Below are 16,818 nucleotides of genomic sequence, written 5' to 3'. Positions count from 1 at the left end.
CCCCGGGGACTGATGCGTCAGGCGGTGGGCTCCGCAGGAGCCGCCGCCGCCTGCGTCGGAGCGGGGGCGGGCGCGGGAGCCGGAGCGGGACCAGCAGCGGGAGCAGGACCGGCAGCCGTCGCCGGAGCAGCAGCCGTCGCCGCGGCCAGCCGCAGCGCCGCCGCCTTCGTACGCCGTGCCGTGCGCAGTGCGTCCCAGGTCAGACAGGTCAGCGCCAGCCAGACCAGCGCGAAGCCGGCCCAACGCTCGGCCGGCATCTCCTCGTGGAAGTACAGGATCCCCAGCAGGAACTGGAAGACCGGCGCCAGGTACTGCAGCAGCCCCAGCGTCGAGAGGGGCACCCGGATCGCCGCCGCGCCGAAGCAGACCAGCGGCGCCGCGGTCACCACTCCCGTCGCGGCGAGCAGCGCCGCATGCCCCGCGCCGCGCGCCCCGAAGGTGGCGGACCCGTCCGAGCCGAGCCAGAGGAGAAAGCCGAGCGCCGGGAGGAACTGGATCGCGGTCTCGGCGGCCAGCGACTCGAGACCGCCGATGTTGACCTTCTTCTTGACCAGGCCGTACGTCGCGAACGAGAAGGCCAGCACCAGCGAGATCCACGGCGGCTGCCCGTACCCGATGGCCAGCACCAGCACCGCCGCGAAGCCCGTGCCGACCGCCGCCCACTGCGCCGGGCGCAGCCGCTCCTTCAGCAGCAGCACGCCCATCGCGATGGTGACCAGCGGGTTGATGAAGTAGCCGAGCGACGCCTCGACGACATGGCCGGAGTTCACAGCCCAGATGTAGACGCCCCAGTTGACGGTGATCACCGCCGCGGCGACCGTGATCAGCCCCAGCTTGCGGGGCTGCCGTATCAGCTCCCGTACCCAGCCCCAGCGCTTCAGCGCCAGCAGCGCGACGCCGACGACGGCCAGCGACCAGACCATCCGGTGAGCCAGGATCTCCGTCGCTCCCGACGGCTTCAGCAGCGGCCAGAAGAGCGGGACCAGGCCCCACATTCCGTAGGCCCCGATCCCGTACAGCAGTCCTGCCCGCTGTTCACCGTCCGACTTCACCGGCCCCTCCCGCCCTGCGCGCATCACACGAAGAAGGTACGCGGCACAGGGCCGGGCTGTCATGTCCGTATCGCTATACGGTCATGACAGATCTTGGCCGGTCGGTCGTCTGGTCGGGTGGCCGGTCGGTCAGGGGTCAGGCGGTGGCGAGCGCCGCCGCCACCGAGTCGGCGAGCGGCGTCGTGGGGCGCCCGGCCAGCCGCGCCAGGTCACCCGTCGTGCCGGCCAGCAGCCCACGTCCGACCGCCGCGTCGACGTCGACGAGGATCTCGGCGAACGGCCCGGGCACGCCCGCGCCCGTCAGGATTCCCATGTGCGCCTCGGCCGGGACGTTGTTGTAGGCGATCGTCCGGCCGGTCTGCCGGGACAGCGCGGCCGCGTACTCCGCGAAGGACCAGGCGGCGTCGCCGCTCAGTTCGTACGCCTTGCCCAGGTGTCCTTCGCCGGTGAGCACGGCGGCCGCTGCGGCGGCGTAGTCGGCGCGGGCGGCCGAGGCGATCCGGCCGTCGCCGGCGCTCGCGACGACGGCGTTGTGGGCGAGGACCGGGGCGAGGTGCTCGGTGTAGTTCTCCGTGTACCAGCCATTGCGCAGGAAGGTGTACGGCAGGCCCGAGTCGAGGATCACCCGCTCGGTGACCTTGTGCTCGGCGGCCAGCTGGAAGTCGGCGTCGGGACGGCCCAGTACTCCCGTGTACGCGAGCTGCGCGACGCCTGCCGCCTTCGCGGCCTCGACCACGGCGGTGTGCTGCGCCACCCGCTGTCCGACCTCGCTGCCGGATATCAGCAGCACGCGGTCACCGGCGCGGAAGGCCCCGGCCAGCGTCTCGGGAACGCTGTAGTCGGCGATGCGCAGTTCGACGCCGCGCGCCGCGAGGTCCGCGGCCTTCTCCTTGCTGCGCACGACCGCGGTGATCTGGTCGGTCTGGACCGTGGCGAGCAGCTCGTCGATGACGAGCAGGCCGAGGGCTCCGGTGGCTCCGGTGACGACGATGCTCATGGTGTTTCTCCAGTTCGTAGGGCTCGCCACTCACCCTACGAAGGGCGCTAACCAAACGAAAGTACCAACTTTGAAGTAAGGTACTGGCATGAGCGTAAGTAGGAATCCGGACGTGAACGACAAGATGTGCCCCTCCCGCATCGTTCTGGAGCACGTCACCAGCCGCTGGGGGGTGCTCGTCCTCGCCGCGCTGCTGGAGCGTTCGTACCGCTTCAGCGAACTGCGCCGGGAGGTCGGCGGCGTCAGCGAGAAGATGCTGGCGCAGACCCTCCAGACCCTGGAGCGCGACGGCTTTGTGCACCGCGAAGCCAAGCCGGTGATCCCGCCGCGTGTCGACTACTCCCTGACCGCGCTCGGCAAGGAGGCCGCCGAGCAGGTGTGGGGGCTGGCCCGCTGGACCGAACGGCGCCTCGACGAGGTGCAGCAGGCCCGTGCCGTGTACGACGAAGCCCGGACCTCCTGACAGGAGGTCCGGGCTTCGGGGCGCCTCGGCGACACATCAGCCGACGACGGTCCAGGTGTCATTGCCCGCGAGCAGCGCAGCCAGGTCGCCCTTGCCGTTCTGCTCGATGGCGGTGTCCAGCTGGTCGGCCATCATCGTGTCGTAGACCGGCCGCTCCACACTGCGCAGTACCCCGATGGGGGTGTGGTGCAGGGTGTCCGGGTCGGCGAGCCGGGAGAGGGCGAAGGCGGTGGTCGGGCTGGCGCTGTGCGCGTCGTGGACCAGGATCCGGCTCTCGTTCTCGGCCGTGACCTGCACGACCTTCAGATCGCCGGTCGCCGGGTCCCGTACGACACCCTTGTCGCTGTCGGTGCCGAAACGGATCGGCTGCCCGTGTTCGAGGCGGATGACCGCCTCCTGGGCCTGCTGCTTGTCCTTGAGCGCATCGAAGGCGCCGTCGTTGAAGATGTTGCAGTTCTGGTAGATCTCCACCAGTGCCGTGCCCTGGTGGTCGGCGGCCTGGCGCAGCACCTCGGTGAGGTGCTTGCGGTCGGAGTCGATGGTGCGGGCCACGAAGGACGCCTCCGCGCCGATCGCCAGCGACACCGGGTTGAAGGGCGCGTCCAGCGAGCCCATCGGCGTCGACTTGGTGATCTTGCCGACCTCGGAGGTCGGGCTGTACTGGCCCTTGGTGAGTCCGTAGATCCGGTTGTTGAAGAGCAGGATCTTCAGGTTCACATTGCGGCGCAGCGCGTGGATCAGGTGGTTGCCGCCGATGGACAGCGCGTCGCCGTCACCCGTGACGACCCAGACGGACAGGTCGCGGCGGGAGGAGGCGAGGCCGGTCGCGATGGCGGGCGCGCGGCCGTGGATGGAGTGCATCCCGTACGTGTTCATGTAGTACGGGAAGCGGGAAGAGCAGCCGATTCCGGAGACGAAGACGATGTTCTCCTTCGCCAGACCGAGCTCGGGCATGAAGCCCTGCACGGCGGCGAGGATCGCGTAGTCACCGCAGCCTGGGCACCAGCGCACTTCCTGATCGGACTTGAAGTCCTTCATGGACTGCTTGGCCTCGGCCTTGGGCACCAGCGAGAGCGCCTCAGTCATTGATGGCCTCCTTGAGAGCCGTGGCGAGCTGCTCGGCCTTGAACGGCATGCCGTTGACCTGGTTGTAGCTGTGCGCGTCGACCAGATACCTCGCCCGGATCAGGGTGGCGAGCTGACCGAGGTTCATCTCGGGTACCACTACCTTCTGGTAACGCTCCAGAACCTCCCCGAGATTCCTCGGGAACGGGTTGAGGTTGCGCAGATGGGCCTGCGCGATGGGGATACCGGCGACTCGCAGACGGCGTACGGCGGCGGTGATCGGTCCGTACGTCGATCCCCAGCCCAGGACCAGGGTCGTCGCGCTGTGCGGATCGTCGACCTCGATGTCCGGGACCTCGATGCCGTCGATCTTGGCCTGGCGGATACGCACCATGAAGTCGTGGTTGGCCGGGTCGTAGGAGATGTTGCCGGTGCCGTCCTGCTTCTCGATGCCGCCGATCCGGTGCTCGAGTCCGGGCGTCCCCGGAACCGCCCAGGGACGCGCCAGGGTCTGCGGATCACGCTTGTACGGCCAGAACACCTCCGTCCCGTCCGCCAGCTCGTGGTTGGGTCCGGTCGCGAACTGCACACGCAGATCCGGGAGTTCGTCGATCTCCGGGATGCGCCACGGCTCGGAGCCGTTGGCCAGATAGCCGTCGCTCAGAAGGAAGACGGGGGTGCGGTAGGCGAGCGCGATGCGGGCCGCGTCGATGGCGGCGTCGAAGCAGTCGGCGGGCGTGCGCGGAGCGACGATCGGGACAGGGGCCTCGCCGTTCCTGCCGTACATGGCTTGGAGCAGGTCGGCCTGTTCCGTCTTGGTCGGCAGTCCGGTGGAGGGGCCGCCGCGCTGGATGGCGACCACCAGCAGCGGCAGCTCCAGGGAGACCGCGAGCCCGATCGTCTCCGACTTCAGCGACACCCCCGGACCCGAGGTCGTGGTGACGGCGAGCGAGCCGCCGAAAGCTGCTCCGAGCGCCGCGCCGATAGCGGCGATCTCGTCCTCGGCCTGGAAGGTCCGTACACCGAAGTTCTTGTGCTTGGAGAGCTCGTGCAGGATGTCGGAGGCCGGGGTGATGGGATACGACCCCAGGTAGAGCGGCAGGTCGGCCTGCTTACTCGCGGCGATCAAGCCGTAGGACAGGGCCAGGTTCCCGGAGATGTTCCGGTACGTACCGGTGGGGAACGCCTGGCTGGCGGGCGCGACCTCGTAGGAGACGGCGAAGTCCTCGGTCGTCTCGCCGAAGTTCCAGCCGGCCCGGAACGCCGCGATGTTCGCCTCGGCGATCTGCGGCTTCTTGGCGAACTTGGTCCGCAGGAAGGTCTCGGTGCCCTCGGTCGGCCGGTGGTACATCCAGCTCAGCAGCCCGAGCGCGAACATGTTCTTGGAGCGCTCGGCCTCCTTGCGGGAGAGGCCGGACTCCTTGAGCGCCTCGATGGTCAGCGTCGTCAGCGGAACGGGGTGGACGTGGTAGGCGTCCAGCGAGCCGTCCTCGAGCGGGGAGGTGTCGTAGCCGACCTTGGCCATCGCGCGCTTGGCGAATTCGTCGGTGTTGACGATGATCTCGCCGCCGCGCGGCACATCGGCGATGTTCGCCTTGAGGGCGGCGGGGTTCATTGCGACAAGCACGTTCGGTGCGTCGCCCGGCGTGAGGATGTCGTGGTCGGCGAAGTGCAGCTGGAAGCTGGAGACGCCCGGGAGGGTTCCGGCAGGCGCCCGGATCTCGGCGGGGAAGTTCGGCAGGGTGGAGAGGTCGTTTCCGAACGACGCGGTCTCAGAGGTGAACCTGTCACCCGTGAGCTGCATACCGTCACCGGAGTCACCCGCGAAACGGATGATCACCCGGTCCAGTCGGCGGATCTCTTTCTCTCCGGCGGGTCTGCGCTGTCCGCCGACGACAGCCTCGTTATTGGCCTCGTCGGCCTGCTCGGCTGGGCTACTGACCTGGCTGGTCACTGGACTGGACCTCCCTCGAGGCGGCTGCTCGGGCCCGGCCGGCCCACCGGCCGTCCCACTAGCCACCCTACGTCGGTAAGGGTGGCCTTCCCTGGACCGCTCATATTTCGGACATCCTTTTGGGACACCCTCACGCCCTGGTTTGCCATGCTCTGCTCGCCCCCTGGGTCCTTCTGGTAAGACGCTCCCCGCTCATTCTTCGGTTCTCGAGCTGCCGGCCGACTCGACATCTGACAGAGTGTCAGTCAATTACGAGTTGAGGTAGGTCAACACTGCCAGGACACGCCGGTGATCCCCGTCACTGGGGGACAGTCCGAGCTTGAGAAAGATGTTGCTGACATGCTTTTCCACTGCGCCGTCGCTCACCACCAGCTGTTTGGCGATCGCTGAATTCGTCCGCCCTTCGGCCATCAGGCCGAGGACCTCCCGTTCGCGCGGGGTGAGACCGGCCAGCACATCCTGCTTACGGCTGCGACCGAGCAGCTGCGCCACGACCTCGGGGTCCAGCGCGGTGCCGCCCTGAGCCACGCGGACCACGGCGTCCACGAACTCGCGCACTTCGGCTACCCGGTCCTTGAGCAGATATCCCACGCCGCGGCTGCTGCCCGCGAGCAGCTCCGTGGCGTACTGCTCCTCCACGTACTGCGAAAGGACCAGCACGCCGATCCCGGGGTGGTCCCGGCGCAGCCGCACCGCCGCCCGTACGCCCTCGTCCGTATGAGTGGGCGGCATCCGCACGTCGGCGACCACGACATCGGGCAGCGCCTCCTGGGCGGCCAGATCCCCGACCGTCTTGATCAGCGCTTCCGCGTCCCCGACGCCGGCCACGACATCGTGCCCGCGGTCGGTCAGCAGCCGGGTCAGGCCCTCCCGAAGCAGCACTGAGTCCTCGGCGATGACCACCCGCACCCTGTCCTTCACAACCCTGAAGCCCCCATGTCGATCTGCTTCCCACCCCAGCGTCCTCCAGCATCCCAGTATTCGGACCGGACCGCGCCCAGGCTTAGGGAATCGCCGGGATTGGGGGTCAGGGGGGTTGACGGGATTGGGGGTCTGGGGGCTTCAGGGGTCCGGGGGGTGGTGACCGGTGTGGTGACGGGTGCGGTGATCGGTGTGGTGATCGGTGTGGTGATCAAGGGATGGGGTCAGCCGCGCCAGGGGAGCTCGGCGGTCACCGTCGTCGGGCCGCCGGGCGGCGAGTCCACGGCCAGGATCCCGTCCACGGCGTCCAGCCGCTCGGCCAGGCCCGCGAGACCACTGCCCGCCGAGTCCTCGGCGGAGCCGCTGACGGGCAACGCCGCGCCGCCCCGGCCGTTGTCGGTGACCTGCAGCATCAGCCGGTCCTGGGAGCGCCAGACGTCCACCGATGCGCGGCCCGCCTGGGCGTGCTTGCTGACGTTCTGCAGCAGCTCGGAGACGGTGAAGTACGCGATGCCTTCGATGGCGGGTGCGGGCCTGGAGGGCAGGTCCACCTCGACCGACACCGGGACCGTGCAGCGGGAGGCGACGGAGGAGAGGGCCGCGTCCAGGCCACGGTCGGTCAGTACGGCGGGGTGGATGCCACGGGCCAGATCGCGCAGCTCCTGCAGCGCCACCTTCACCTCGCCGTGCGCCTCGTCCACCATCCGGGCGGCCGCGTCCGGGTCCTCGAGCAGTTTCTCCTTGGCGAGACCCAGGTCCATGGCGAGGGCGACCAGGCGGGCCTGTGCGCCGTCGTGCAGATCGCGCTCGATGCGGCGCAGGTCGGCGGCCGCCGTGTCGACGACCACGCCGCGGTCCGACTCCAGCTCGACGACGCGGGTGGCGAGCATGGAAGGCCCGAGGAGCCCGGTGACCATGAGCCGGTCGACGGAGGCCAGGCCACGGATGAGCGAGGAGCTCGCGAGTACCAGCACCAGGCCGACAGCTGTGGTCGCGCCGATCTCGAAGGGAGTGTCGAGGTAGAACTCGTTCCCGCCGGTGTCGCCGTAGAGCGCGATGCCGGGCTCGCCGAGATAACGGGGGAAGGTCCACCGCCACAGCGGGTAGAGCAGCAGGCTCCAGCTGGTGGCCCAGAACGTGACCGAGACGGTGAACGCGAAGACGGCCCAGGGGAAGTGCAGTATCGCGTAGAGCAGATGCCGCCAGGAGGCACCGCTCTTGAGGACCGCGCCGACCCAGGGCATCAGCCCGCTCTTGTCGGCGCGTACGGGAGTGGGGTCGCCGACGGACAGCCGCAGCAGCCCGCGGGCGCGGGCCCGCTCCAGCGCGCCGAGGCCACGGCAGCCGGCCAGCCCGGCGGCGAGTACAGGGATGCCGATGAAGGTGATGAGCAGACCCGAGCCGAGGGAGATGATCGCGACGGCGAAGGTGAAGAACACGATGCTGATCGGCAGGCTCAGCAGCAGATAGCCGAACTCGCGCCAGGTCCGGCCCTCGAGCGGCGCGCGCAGAGCCGGGGGGAGGAGATGGCCCCGGGGCTCCGGCCGCTCGTGGTTCTCCTGGTGCTCCTGCCACTGCGGTCGCTGCGCTCGCTCCGGCCGCTCCGGTCGGTAATCCGTGGCCATCGAAGTAGTCCGTTCTGCGATGCGGGCTGTCATGCCTCAAGACTGCGGCGGGCGGGGGGCCCGCACCATGAGGGCGGTTACCGTCTTGGGGCGGGGGTTTTCCCCACCATGGCCGGGCGCCCGGGCCTCGTGGATGCGGTGGGGCAGGCGAACGGACAGGCGGGCCCCGAAAGGGACAGGCGCCCCGAGAGGAAGAGGCGGGCCCCGAGAGGAAGAGGCGGGCCCCGAGAGGGAGAGGCGCGCCTGCCCTGAACGGGACAGGCGGGGCCCCTGAACGGGACAGGCGGGGCCCCCGAACGGGACAGGCCCCCACGGGAGAGGCGCCAACGGGAGAGGCGCGCCGCCGCAGGGGTCAGCGATTGGCGCGCTCACGCCAGGGCAGCTCCGCCGTGACCGTCGTCGGCCCGCCCTCCGGCGAGTCCAGGACGAAGAGCCCGTCCACCGCGCCCAGCCGCTCCGCGAGGCCGGCCATGCCCGTGCCGCCGTCCAGTCGCGCACCGCCGCGCCCGTCGTCCCTGACCTGGATCAGCAGCCGGTCGGCCGCCCGCCACACATCCACGGTCACGCTCTTCGCCTGCGCGTGCTTGCTGACGTTCTGCAGCAGCTCGGAGACGGTGAAGTAAGCGATGCCCTCAATAGCTTCGGCCGGTCGCTGGGCCAAGTCGACGGTCACCTTCACCGGCGCCGTACAGCGGGAGGCGACCGAGGAGAGGGCCGCGTCCAGGCCGCGGTCGGTCAGTACGGCGGGGTGGATGCCGCGGGCCAGATCGCGCAGCTCCTGCAGCGCGAGCTTCACCTCGCCGTGCGCCTCATCGACCATCGCCGCCGCCGTGTCGGGATCTTCGAGCAGCTTCTCCTTGGCGAGGCCGAGCCCCATGGCGAGCGCCACGAGCCGGGCCTGGGCGCCGTCGTGCAGATCGCGCTCGATGCGGCGCAGGTCGGCGGCCGCCGTGTCTACGACCACGCCCCGGTCCGACTCCAGCTCGGCGATGCGCCGCTCCAGTTCGTCGGAGGGCGAGAGCAGCCCGCGGGCCATCGCCCGGTCGGCGTTGGCCAGCCCGCGCGCGATGAAGGGAAGCACGGGCCAGAGCACGAACAGGCTCACCGTCATCACGCTGAAGGTCAGCACGCCCCACGGCAGCCGGATGAAGGAGTACAGCACCGACCGCCACGCCACCGGGTCCTTCAGGCTCGTCCACAGCCGGGGGACGAGCCCTTCGCCGCGGTGCGGCCGGTGCAGCGGGCTCGGCTCGTCGATCCGTACGCCGAGCAGCGCCCGGGCCCGGGCCCGCTCCGCCCGGCCGAGAAGACGCGCGCCCCCGAGCCCGAGGGCGAGGAACGGCAGACCGATCACCGTCACGGACAGTCCCACGCCGGTGAAAATCGCGAACGCCACGTAGACAAAGCTGATCAGCGCGACCGGCAGATTGCCGAGGAGATACGCGATCTCCTTCCGGGTGTGGCGGTCGAAGGCGAAGCGCGCGGGCGGCGGCCGGTCGTCGCTGTCGCTGTCGCGGTCGTTGTCGGGGGCCGTGATGCTCGCGGTCATGCGGCACAGCCTGCCGGGCCCGGTCGCCGCACGCCATGGGGTACATGGGTGGGGCGAAGTAGGGATAACCCCACCTGATCCATGACGCGACTGCTTACCGTCCCTTTAGCAGGGCCTAGACTCCGGTGCGTAGAGATAGATCGTCGAACAGGTCGAACACCTCGATCACTGCGATCAGGAACGATCACGGCGGTCAAGGCGATACATCTGGTCGAACGTATCGACAACGAGGTCAGGGAGCGAGGGGCGGACGTGCCGGAACCGACCGTAGCCGTGCTCGCGGCGGACTATTTCGAGGGTTATTCGGTCGTCGGACTGCTCGCGGTGATCGGCGTGCTGTTCGTCGCCGTCGCCTTCGGGGCAGGTCGGCTGCTCCGGCCTGTGGTGCCCACGCCGGAGAAACTGCTGACGTACGAATGCGGAGTGGACCCCGTCGGCGAGGGCTGGGCGCACACCCAGGTCCGCTACTACGTCTACGCGTTCCTGTACGTGATCTTCGCCGTCGACTCGATCTTCCTCTTCCCGTGGGCGACGGTCTTCGCCGCCGCGGGATACGGCGCGACGACGCTCGTGGAGATGTTCATCTTCCTCGGCTTCCTGGCCGTGGGACTCCTCTACGCATACAAGAAGGGCGTCCTGACATGGACGTGACCCAGCCCGAGGCCCAGCCCCACGCCCAGTCCGGGGCACAGCCCGAGCTGCTGCCGGAGCCGAAGCGCCTGGGCGTTCTGTCGCGCCTGGCTCCGGAGCCGATGAAGGTGGTCCTCAACTGGGGCCGCCGCTACAGCCTCTGGGTCTTCAACTTCGGGCTCGCCTGCTGCGCGATCGAGTTCATCGCGGCGTCGATGGCACGCCACGACTTCATCCGCCTCGGTGTGATCCCCTTCGCGCCCGGCCCGCGCCAGGCGGACCTGATGGTCGTCTCCGGCACGGTGACGGACAAGATGGCCCCGGCGGTGAAGCGCCTGTACGAGCAGATGCCCGAGCCCAAGTACGTCATCTCCTTCGGCGCCTGCTCCAACTGCGGCGGCCCGTACTGGGACTCGTACTCCGTGACCAAGGGCGTCGACCAGATCATTCCCGTCGATGTGTATGTGCCGGGCTGCCCGCCGCGGCCCGAGGCGCTGCTCCAGGGCATTCTGAAGCTCCAGGAGAAGATCGCGCGGGAGTCGCTCGGCGAGCGGTACTCGAACTCCGCACGACCCTCCGCCGCCGCCCTGCAGAGCGGCCTGGTGCTGCCGCCGACGCCGGGGGAGGGTGGCGCATGAACGCGTACGACCGTCTTCCGGACGCGGCGGCCGAGATCTTCGGCGAGGAGGCCACGGCCGAGCGGACGTACGACCTGCTCACGGTCGACGTCCCCGTCGGCTCCTGGATCGCCGCCCTCGAGACCGCCCGCGACAAGGTGGGCTGCACCTACTTCGACTGGCTGAGCGCGGTCGACGAACCGGGCACCGGCTTCCGGGTCTGCGCCCACGTGGTCGCCCTGGAACAGGGGCGGGTGCGACGGCTGCTGGTGCGTACGACAGTCCCGCACGAGGCTCCCGTACTTCCCTCCGCCGTCGAGATCTACGCGGGCGCGGGCTGGCACGAGCGCGAGACCTACGAGATGTTCGGCGTCACCTTCACCGATCACCCGCACCTCGTCCCGCTGCTCCTGCCGGAGGGCTTCGAGGGCCACCCGCTGCGCAAGGACTTCGTGCTGGCGGCACGGGTCGCCAAGGCCTGGCCGGGAGCGAAGGAACCGGGGGAGTCGGAGCACGGCGGCCCGAAGCGTCGCCAGATGCTCCCGCCGGGCGTCCCCGACCCGAACGAATGGGGCCCCCTCAAGGGCCAGCTCCCCCCGGCCCCCGCCCGCCCGGCAAGGGCGGTCCGGGGCGCGGCCGGCGCGACGGGCGACCGCCCGCCGCGCCGTACCCGGAGTGTGTCGGAGGGCTCGGCGTCGCAGGCGACGGAGGCACCTGGAGCGGTAGCGGGGACGGCGACGCCCGAGGCACCGGAGGCACCAGCGGCTCCCGCGGCGCGGCCGCGCCGGGCGCGCAGCGCGACCGAAGGCTCGGCGACGCAGCGCGAGGAGACCGCCGCCACGCCGCACGCATCGGCCCCGGCCCCGGACGCTTCGGCCCCGGAGGGATCCGGGCCGACCGGGCCGCGGCGCTCCCGCAGCGCGGCCGCGGGCTCGGCGAGCCAACGGCAGGAGGCCGACGCCGCCCCGGCTGAGCCTCCCGCGCAGGAGCCCGCGGAGACCGGGGAAGCCCCGGAACCCTCGGATGCCCCGGCTTCGCCGCCGCGAACCCGCAGTGCCGACGCCCCGTGGCACCACGCGCGCCCGGCGTTCGACGACGCCGACACGAGCACCGACACGAGCGCCGACACGAGCACCGATAAGAACACCGATAAGAACACCGACGTCGGTGCACCCACGGGCACACCCACGGACATACCACCCACCCCTCGGCCGAAGACCGGGTCCGCCGAAGGACCCGACGACGAGCCGACCGAATCCGCCGGAGGAGACGCGTGAACGACGCTCTCGACGTCGCCTTGCGGCTGGTCGTCGTCTTCGCCGTGTTCCTTGTACTTCCTCTCGTCATCGGGCAGACCGAGCACAAGGTGATGGCCCATATGCAGGGCCGCCTCGGCCCGATGTACGCGGGTGGCTTCCACGGCTGGGCCCAGCTCGTCGCGGACGGCGTGAAGTTCGCGCAGAAGGAGGACGTGGTCCCGGCCGGCGCCGACCGCCGTATCTTCCAGCTCGCCCCGGCTGTCGCCCTCCTCCCCTACCTCCTCGTATTGGTAGCGATCCCGATCGGCCCGAGCGAGAGCGCGGTCGGCCAGGTCGTCGACGCGGGCATCTTCTTCGTGCTCGCGGTGATGGGCGTCGGGGTGCTCGGCTCGCTCATGGCGGGCTGGGCTTCGGCCAATAAGTTCTCCCTCCTCGGCGGTCTGCGCACCGCCGCGCAGCTGCTCGCGTACGAGCTGCCGATGCTGCTCGCCGCCGCCTCAGTCGCCATGGCGGCCGGCACGGTCTCGCTGCCCGGCATCCTGAACGCCTTCGAGTGGTGGTGGCTGCCCTGGCAGATCGTGGGCGCCCTGGTCTTCTTCGTGGCCGGCCTCGCCGAACTCCAGCGGCCGCCCTTCGACATGCCGGTCGCCGACTCCGAGATCATCTTCGGCGCGTACACCGAGTACACCGGCCTGCGTTTCGCTCTGTTCCTGCTCGCCGAGTACGCGGGCATCGTCGTCCTGTGCGGTCTGACCACCGTCCTCTTCCTGGGGGGCTGGCACGGTCCGTTCGGGGCCGAGGGCCTCGGCTGGGTCTGGACCCTGCTCAAGACGGCCGTGCTCGCCTTCATCGTCATCTGGCTGCGCGTGACGTATCCGCGGATGCGCGAGGACCAGCTGCAGAAGCTCGCCTGGACCACCCTCGTCCCGCTCGCCCTCGCCCAGATCGCGCTCACCGGCATCGTGAAGGTGGTGATCCAGTAATGCCTCCGATCCCCGGCTCCGGGCTCGCGAAGGGCCTCGCCGTCACCCTGCGGACGATGACGAAGAAGACGGTCACTCAGCAGTACCCGGACGCCCAGCCCGAACTCCCGCCCCGCACCCGCGGCGTGATCGGCCTGTTCGAGGAGAACTGCACGGTCTGCATGCTCTGCGCCCGTGAGTGCCCCGACTGGTGCATCTACATCGACTCCCACAAAGAGACTGTCCCGGCCGCGGCCCCCGGCGGCCGGGAGCGCAGCCGCAACGTCCTCGACCGGTTCGCCATCGACTTCGCGCTCTGCATGTACTGCGGTATCTGCATCGAGGTCTGTCCTTTCGACGCGCTGTTCTGGTCGCCGGAGTTCGAGTACGCGGAGACGGACATCCGCGAGCTCACCCATGAGCGCGACAAGCTCCGCGAGTGGATGTGGACGGTGCCCGCACCGCCCGCGCTCGATCCGGGCGCCGAGGAGCCGAAGGAACTCGCCGCGGCCCGTAAGGCGGCCGAAAAGCTCGCGACCGCGCAGGCGGACGCAATGACGGAGCCCGCTGTCGGCCCGGCCGACCCGGGTGACGCCGCCGCGCCGCCCGCCGGCCCCGCCGGTCCGGGTGACGCCGCCGCGCCGCCCGCCGGCCCCGCCGGTCCGGATGACGCCGCCGCGCCGCCTGCGGGTCCGGCCGACGACGCCACGCCCCGCCCCGGCGAGGGAGGACTGGCATGATGCTCGCCGCAGCCGAGACGCATGGCTTCCTCTCCCCGACCGGCGTCGAGGTCGCCTTCCTCCTCGTCGGCATCGCCACCCTTGGCGCGGCCGCCATAACCGTCAAGACCAAGCAACTGGTGCACGCCGCCCTCTGGCTGGTCGTGGCGCTCGGCGGCCTCGCCGTCGAATACCTCCTACTGACTGCCGAGTTCATCGCCTGGGTGCAGGTCCTGATCTATGTCGGTTCCGTGGTCGTCCTCCTTCTCTTCGGGCTGATGCTCACCAAGGCCCCCATCGGCCGCTCCCCGGACGCCGACTCCGGCAACCGCTGGGTTGCCCTGGCCGTGGCCGTCGCCGCCGCGGCCGCCCTGGTCTGGGTGGTCGTCGACGCGTTCCGTACGACCTGGATCGACCTGGACGGACCCGCCCAGGGCTCCACACAGGTGTCCGGCGAGATCCTCTTCCGGCACTGGGTGCTGCCTTTCGAGGCGCTGTCCGTACTGCTGCTCGCCGCCCTGGTCGGGGCGATCGTCCTGTCCCGCAAGGACCCCGAGGACGCCAACGCTGTCAAGGACGCCAACGCTGCCAAGGATCCCGAGGGGAAGAGCTGATGCACCTCGCCTATCCCGCCGTGCTCGCCGTCCTCCTTTTCTGCGTCGGGCTGTACGGAGTGCTCGCACGCCGCAACGCGATCCTGGTCCTGATGTCCGTCGAGCTGATGCTCAACGCGGTCAACCTCAACCTCGTAGCCTTCGACGTCTGGATGCGCGACACCCTGCACGCCGGCCAGGCGCTCACCCTCTTCACCATCGCCATCGCCGCCGCGGAGATCGGCATCGGCCTGGCGATCGTCCTGATGGTCTACCGCAACCGCGGAACCTCGGACGTCGACAGACTCCGCGACACTGCCGAGGGCCCCGACGGCATCCCCGACGCCCCTGACGCGACCGCCCCGGCGCAGAAGGCTGAGGCCACCGCGTGACCACCACGACCCTCGCCGTACTCGTCCCCCTCCTTCCGTTTCTGGGCGCCGCGGCCGGGCTGCTGCTCGGCCGCACCGCCCCCGGTTTCGTACGGCCCCTGGCCGTCCTGCCGACTCTCGCCGCGGCCGCCATCGCCGTGCTCGTCGCCGTACGCCAGGGCGGCGAGAAGGCGATCGACGCCTCGACCCAGCTGACCCCCACCGGGTCGGTCCCCATCGAACTCGCCCTGCACCTCGACGGCTTCGCGGTCCTCGTCGCCGTCCTGGTCGGCCTGGTCGCGTCCTGCGTGCAGATCTACTCGACGGGCTATCTGCGCGACGACCCGCGCTACCCCTCGTACGCAGCTCTCGTCTCCCTCTTCACCTCCGCGATGCTGCTCGTCGTCTACTCCGGCGACCTGATGGTGCTGCTGGTCGGCTGGGAGATCATGGGCATCTGCTCGTACTTCCTCGTCGGCCACTACTGGGAGACGCCCGAGGCGCGCGCCGCCTCCCTCAAGGCCTTCCTGGTCACCAAGCTCGGCGATGTCCCCTTTCTGATCGGCCTGTTCGCGCTCGCCGCCGACGCCGGCACGTTCCGGATCACCGGGATCCTCGGCTCCGTCGCGGCCGGCGGGATCGAGAACCCCACGCTGATCGCACTGCTCCTCCTCGCGGGCGTGGCGGGCAAGTCGGCGCAGTTCCCGCTGCACACCTGGCTGCCCGACGCGATGGCGGGCCCCACCCCCGTCTCCGCGCTGATCCACGCCGCGACGATGGTCGCGGCCGGCATCTACTTCGTGGCCCGGCTCCTTCCCGTCTTCGCCGCCTCCGCGGCAGCGCTCACCGTCCTCGCCGTGATGGCCGCCGTCACCATGGTCGGCTCGGGGCTCGCCGCACTCGCCCAGGACGACATCAAGCGCGTCCTCGCCTACTCGACCATCGGCCAGCTCGGCTATATGTCGGGCGCCCTGGCCGTCGGGGACCGCGGCGCTGCCGTCTTCCACCTCCTGTCGCACGGTGCGTTCAAGGCACTGCTCTTCCTCGCCGCCGGCGTGATCATCCACGCCGCCGGCACCAACTCGCTCGCCGCCATGTCCCGGATGAGCGGCCTCGCCAAGCGCGTCCCCGACGCGTACTGGACGATGACGGTCGCCCTGCTCGCGCTCGCCGCGATTCCTCCCTTCGCCGGCTTCTTCTCCAAGGAAGCCGTCCTCGTGGCCGCCGAGCACGCGGCCCTCGGCGAATCCGACATCGCACCGGGCGCCGCGGGCTGGACCGTGCTGGTCTCCGGTCTGATCACCGCCCTGCTCACCGCCGCGTACGCAACCCGCCTGTGGCTGCTCACCTTCCGCGGCCGCGGAGCCGAAGCCCCCGACCACGGCCGCCAGCCGATCGTCATGAACGCCGTGCTCTGGGCGCTTGCCATCCCCTCTCTGGCTTTTGGCCTGACCGTCGGCTACCTCGACGACTGGTTCGACGGCCACAGCCTCACCCCGACCGTCACCACCGCCGTCCTCGGCACCGGTGTCGCACTCGTCGGCGGACTGATCACCTACGGCACCTGGCGCGCCATCCAGTACCGCGCGGACGCCGCCCGCATCCCCCTGGGTGCCGTCGCCGCCCATCCGCAAGCCGCGCCGTCAGTCGTCGAGGCCGAGGCCATCGCCGCCCACGTCCCCGCATACGGCGACATCGCGGCGGCCCCTGACCCGGCGGATCCCGGCCGACTGCTGCTCGGCCCGCTCCACCGTCACGCCGCGGCCGGTTTCCACATCGACGCCGTCTACTCCGCCCTGTTCGTACGCCCCGTCCGGGCCGCCGCCCAGCTGGTCAGCTTCCTCGACCGGGAAGTCGTGGAAACGTACGTACGCGGATCGGGCACCGGAGCCCGCTGGCTCGGCACGGCCGTCCGCCGCGCCCAGACCGGCAATGTGCAGACCTACCTCAGCGCGCTGCTCGCCGGCTCCGTCGTCCTGGCGATCGCCGCCGTCGTCCTTTCCAACGTCAACGCCGGATCGTGAGCCGTGATCGATATCAG

At 70.2% G+C, this 16,818-nt stretch carries 16 protein-coding genes; 9 read left to right on the top strand and 7 right to left on the bottom strand.

What is annotated here, in order from left to right; genetic code table 11:
* Window positions 1-17 precede the first annotated feature (17 nt).
* Both rarD and QFZ67_RS15795 read right to left on the bottom strand, forming a co-directional pair.
* Complete coding sequence (rarD, locus tag QFZ67_RS15800) at window positions 18-1,052, bottom strand: EamA family transporter RarD (protein ID WP_307665861.1); 1,035 nt, start codon at window positions 1,050-1,052, stop codon at window positions 18-20.
* 136 nt (window positions 1,053-1,188) lie between these two features.
* Window positions 1,189-2,049, bottom strand: a complete 861-nt coding sequence (locus tag QFZ67_RS15795; protein WP_307661730.1) for an SDR family oxidoreductase — start codon at window positions 2,047-2,049, stop codon at window positions 1,189-1,191.
* 88 nt (window positions 2,050-2,137) lie between these two features.
* Between QFZ67_RS15795 and QFZ67_RS15790 the strand changes: the two genes are divergently transcribed.
* On the top strand, window positions 2,138-2,512 hold the full coding sequence (locus tag QFZ67_RS15790) for a helix-turn-helix domain-containing protein (RefSeq protein ID WP_307661729.1): 375 nt from the start codon (window positions 2,138-2,140) through the stop codon (window positions 2,510-2,512).
* A 36-nt stretch (window positions 2,513-2,548) separates the two neighbouring features.
* Here the strand turns inward: QFZ67_RS15790 and QFZ67_RS15785 are convergent, their stop codons facing one another.
* From QFZ67_RS15785 to QFZ67_RS15765, 5 genes are all read right to left on the bottom strand, one after another.
* The gene (locus tag QFZ67_RS15785) at window positions 2,549-3,598 is read right to left on the bottom strand and encodes a 2-oxoacid:ferredoxin oxidoreductase subunit beta (RefSeq protein WP_307661728.1); all 1,050 of its coding nucleotides are present in this window, start codon (window positions 3,596-3,598) and stop codon (window positions 2,549-2,551) included.
* The gene (locus QFZ67_RS15780) at window positions 3,591-5,531 is read right to left on the bottom strand and encodes a 2-oxoacid:acceptor oxidoreductase subunit alpha (protein ID WP_307661727.1); all 1,941 of its coding nucleotides are present in this window, start codon (window positions 5,529-5,531) and stop codon (window positions 3,591-3,593) included. Before QFZ67_RS15780 ends, QFZ67_RS15785 begins: the two co-directional genes overlap by 8 nt.
* 249 nt (window positions 5,532-5,780) lie before the next feature.
* Window positions 5,781-6,440, bottom strand: coding sequence for a response regulator transcription factor (locus tag QFZ67_RS15775; protein WP_307665860.1), 660 nt, complete (start codon window positions 6,438-6,440; stop codon window positions 5,781-5,783).
* 236 nt (window positions 6,441-6,676) lie between these two features.
* Complete coding sequence (locus QFZ67_RS15770; protein WP_307661726.1) at window positions 6,677-8,077, bottom strand: sensor histidine kinase; 1,401 nt, start codon at window positions 8,075-8,077, stop codon at window positions 6,677-6,679.
* A gap of 352 nt (window positions 8,078-8,429) precedes the next feature.
* Window positions 8,430-9,626, bottom strand: coding sequence for a sensor histidine kinase (locus QFZ67_RS15765; RefSeq protein ID WP_307661725.1), 1,197 nt, complete (start codon window positions 9,624-9,626; stop codon window positions 8,430-8,432).
* A gap of 252 nt (window positions 9,627-9,878) precedes the next feature.
* Between QFZ67_RS15765 and QFZ67_RS15760 the strand changes: the two genes are divergently transcribed.
* From QFZ67_RS15760 to QFZ67_RS15725, 8 genes are read left to right on the top strand one after another with little or no spacing between them, the layout of a single operon-like run.
* Window positions 9,879-10,277 carry an NADH-quinone oxidoreductase subunit A gene (locus QFZ67_RS15760; protein WP_307661724.1) on the top strand — a complete coding sequence of 133 codons (399 nt, stop codon included), beginning with the start codon at window positions 9,879-9,881 and terminating at the stop codon, window positions 10,275-10,277.
* Entirely contained in the window at window positions 10,268-10,894 is a 627-nt protein-coding gene (locus QFZ67_RS15755; protein WP_307661723.1) for an NADH-quinone oxidoreductase subunit B, read from the top strand. The genes QFZ67_RS15760 and QFZ67_RS15755 overlap by 10 nt, the downstream gene beginning before the upstream one ends.
* Window positions 10,891-12,150: an NADH-quinone oxidoreductase subunit C gene (locus tag QFZ67_RS15750; RefSeq protein WP_307661722.1), complete on the top strand. Its 1,260-nt coding sequence runs from the start codon at window positions 10,891-10,893 to the stop codon at window positions 12,148-12,150. Before QFZ67_RS15755 ends, QFZ67_RS15750 begins: the two co-directional genes overlap by 4 nt.
* Entirely contained in the window at window positions 12,147-13,115 is a 969-nt protein-coding gene (locus QFZ67_RS15745) for a complex I subunit 1 family protein (RefSeq protein ID WP_307661721.1), read from the top strand. Before QFZ67_RS15750 ends, QFZ67_RS15745 begins: the two co-directional genes overlap by 4 nt.
* Window positions 13,115-13,834, top strand: a complete 720-nt coding sequence (locus QFZ67_RS15740) for an NADH-quinone oxidoreductase subunit I (RefSeq protein WP_307661720.1) — start codon at window positions 13,115-13,117, stop codon at window positions 13,832-13,834. Before QFZ67_RS15745 ends, QFZ67_RS15740 begins: the two co-directional genes overlap by 1 nt.
* Complete coding sequence (locus QFZ67_RS15735) at window positions 13,831-14,427, top strand: NADH-quinone oxidoreductase subunit J (protein ID WP_307661719.1); 597 nt, start codon at window positions 13,831-13,833, stop codon at window positions 14,425-14,427. The genes QFZ67_RS15740 and QFZ67_RS15735 overlap by 4 nt, the downstream gene beginning before the upstream one ends.
* A complete protein-coding gene (gene nuoK / locus QFZ67_RS15730; protein WP_307661718.1) occupies window positions 14,427-14,798 on the top strand; it encodes an NADH-quinone oxidoreductase subunit NuoK in 372 nt (123 codons plus the stop codon). Before QFZ67_RS15735 ends, nuoK begins: the two co-directional genes overlap by 1 nt.
* Window positions 14,795-16,801, top strand: coding sequence for an NADH-quinone oxidoreductase subunit L (locus QFZ67_RS15725; protein ID WP_307661717.1), 2,007 nt, complete (start codon window positions 14,795-14,797; stop codon window positions 16,799-16,801). Before nuoK ends, QFZ67_RS15725 begins: the two co-directional genes overlap by 4 nt.
* The last annotated feature ends 17 nt before the right edge of the window (window positions 16,802-16,818 follow it).

Origin of the sequence: Streptomyces sp. V1I1 (assembly GCF_030817355.1) — a bacterium.
In the GTDB taxonomy this organism is placed as follows: Bacteria; Actinomycetota; Actinomycetes; order Streptomycetales; family Streptomycetaceae; genus Streptomyces.
Note: the sequence above shows the minus strand (reverse complement) of the source record. Positions and strands in the feature narration are given on the sequence as shown.

Excerpts from the sequence above, each read along its gene's own strand:
- QFZ67_RS15795 (WP_307661730.1), bottom strand. The coding sequence starts at position 2,049 with ATGAGCATCGTCGTCACCGGAGCCACCGGAGCCCTCGGCCTGCTCGTC.
- QFZ67_RS15790 (WP_307661729.1), top strand. The coding sequence starts at position 2,138 with ATGAGCGTAAGTAGGAATCCGGACGTGAACGACAAGATGTGCCCCTCC.
- QFZ67_RS15785 (WP_307661728.1), bottom strand. The coding sequence starts at position 3,598 with ATGACTGAGGCGCTCTCGCTGGTGCCCAAGGCCGAGGCCAAGCAGTCC.
- QFZ67_RS15770 (WP_307661726.1), bottom strand. The coding sequence starts at position 8,077 with ATGGCCACGGATTACCGACCGGAGCGGCCGGAGCGAGCGCAGCGACCG.
- QFZ67_RS15765 (WP_307661725.1), bottom strand. The coding sequence starts at position 9,626 with ATGACCGCGAGCATCACGGCCCCCGACAACGACCGCGACAGCGACAGC.
- QFZ67_RS15755 (WP_307661723.1), top strand. The coding sequence starts at position 10,268 with ATGGACGTGACCCAGCCCGAGGCCCAGCCCCACGCCCAGTCCGGGGCA.
- QFZ67_RS15750 (WP_307661722.1), top strand. The coding sequence starts at position 10,891 with ATGAACGCGTACGACCGTCTTCCGGACGCGGCGGCCGAGATCTTCGGC.
- QFZ67_RS15740 (WP_307661720.1), top strand. The coding sequence starts at position 13,115 with ATGCCTCCGATCCCCGGCTCCGGGCTCGCGAAGGGCCTCGCCGTCACC.
- QFZ67_RS15735 (WP_307661719.1), top strand. The coding sequence starts at position 13,831 with ATGATGCTCGCCGCAGCCGAGACGCATGGCTTCCTCTCCCCGACCGGC.
- nuoK (WP_307661718.1), top strand. The coding sequence starts at position 14,427 with ATGCACCTCGCCTATCCCGCCGTGCTCGCCGTCCTCCTTTTCTGCGTC.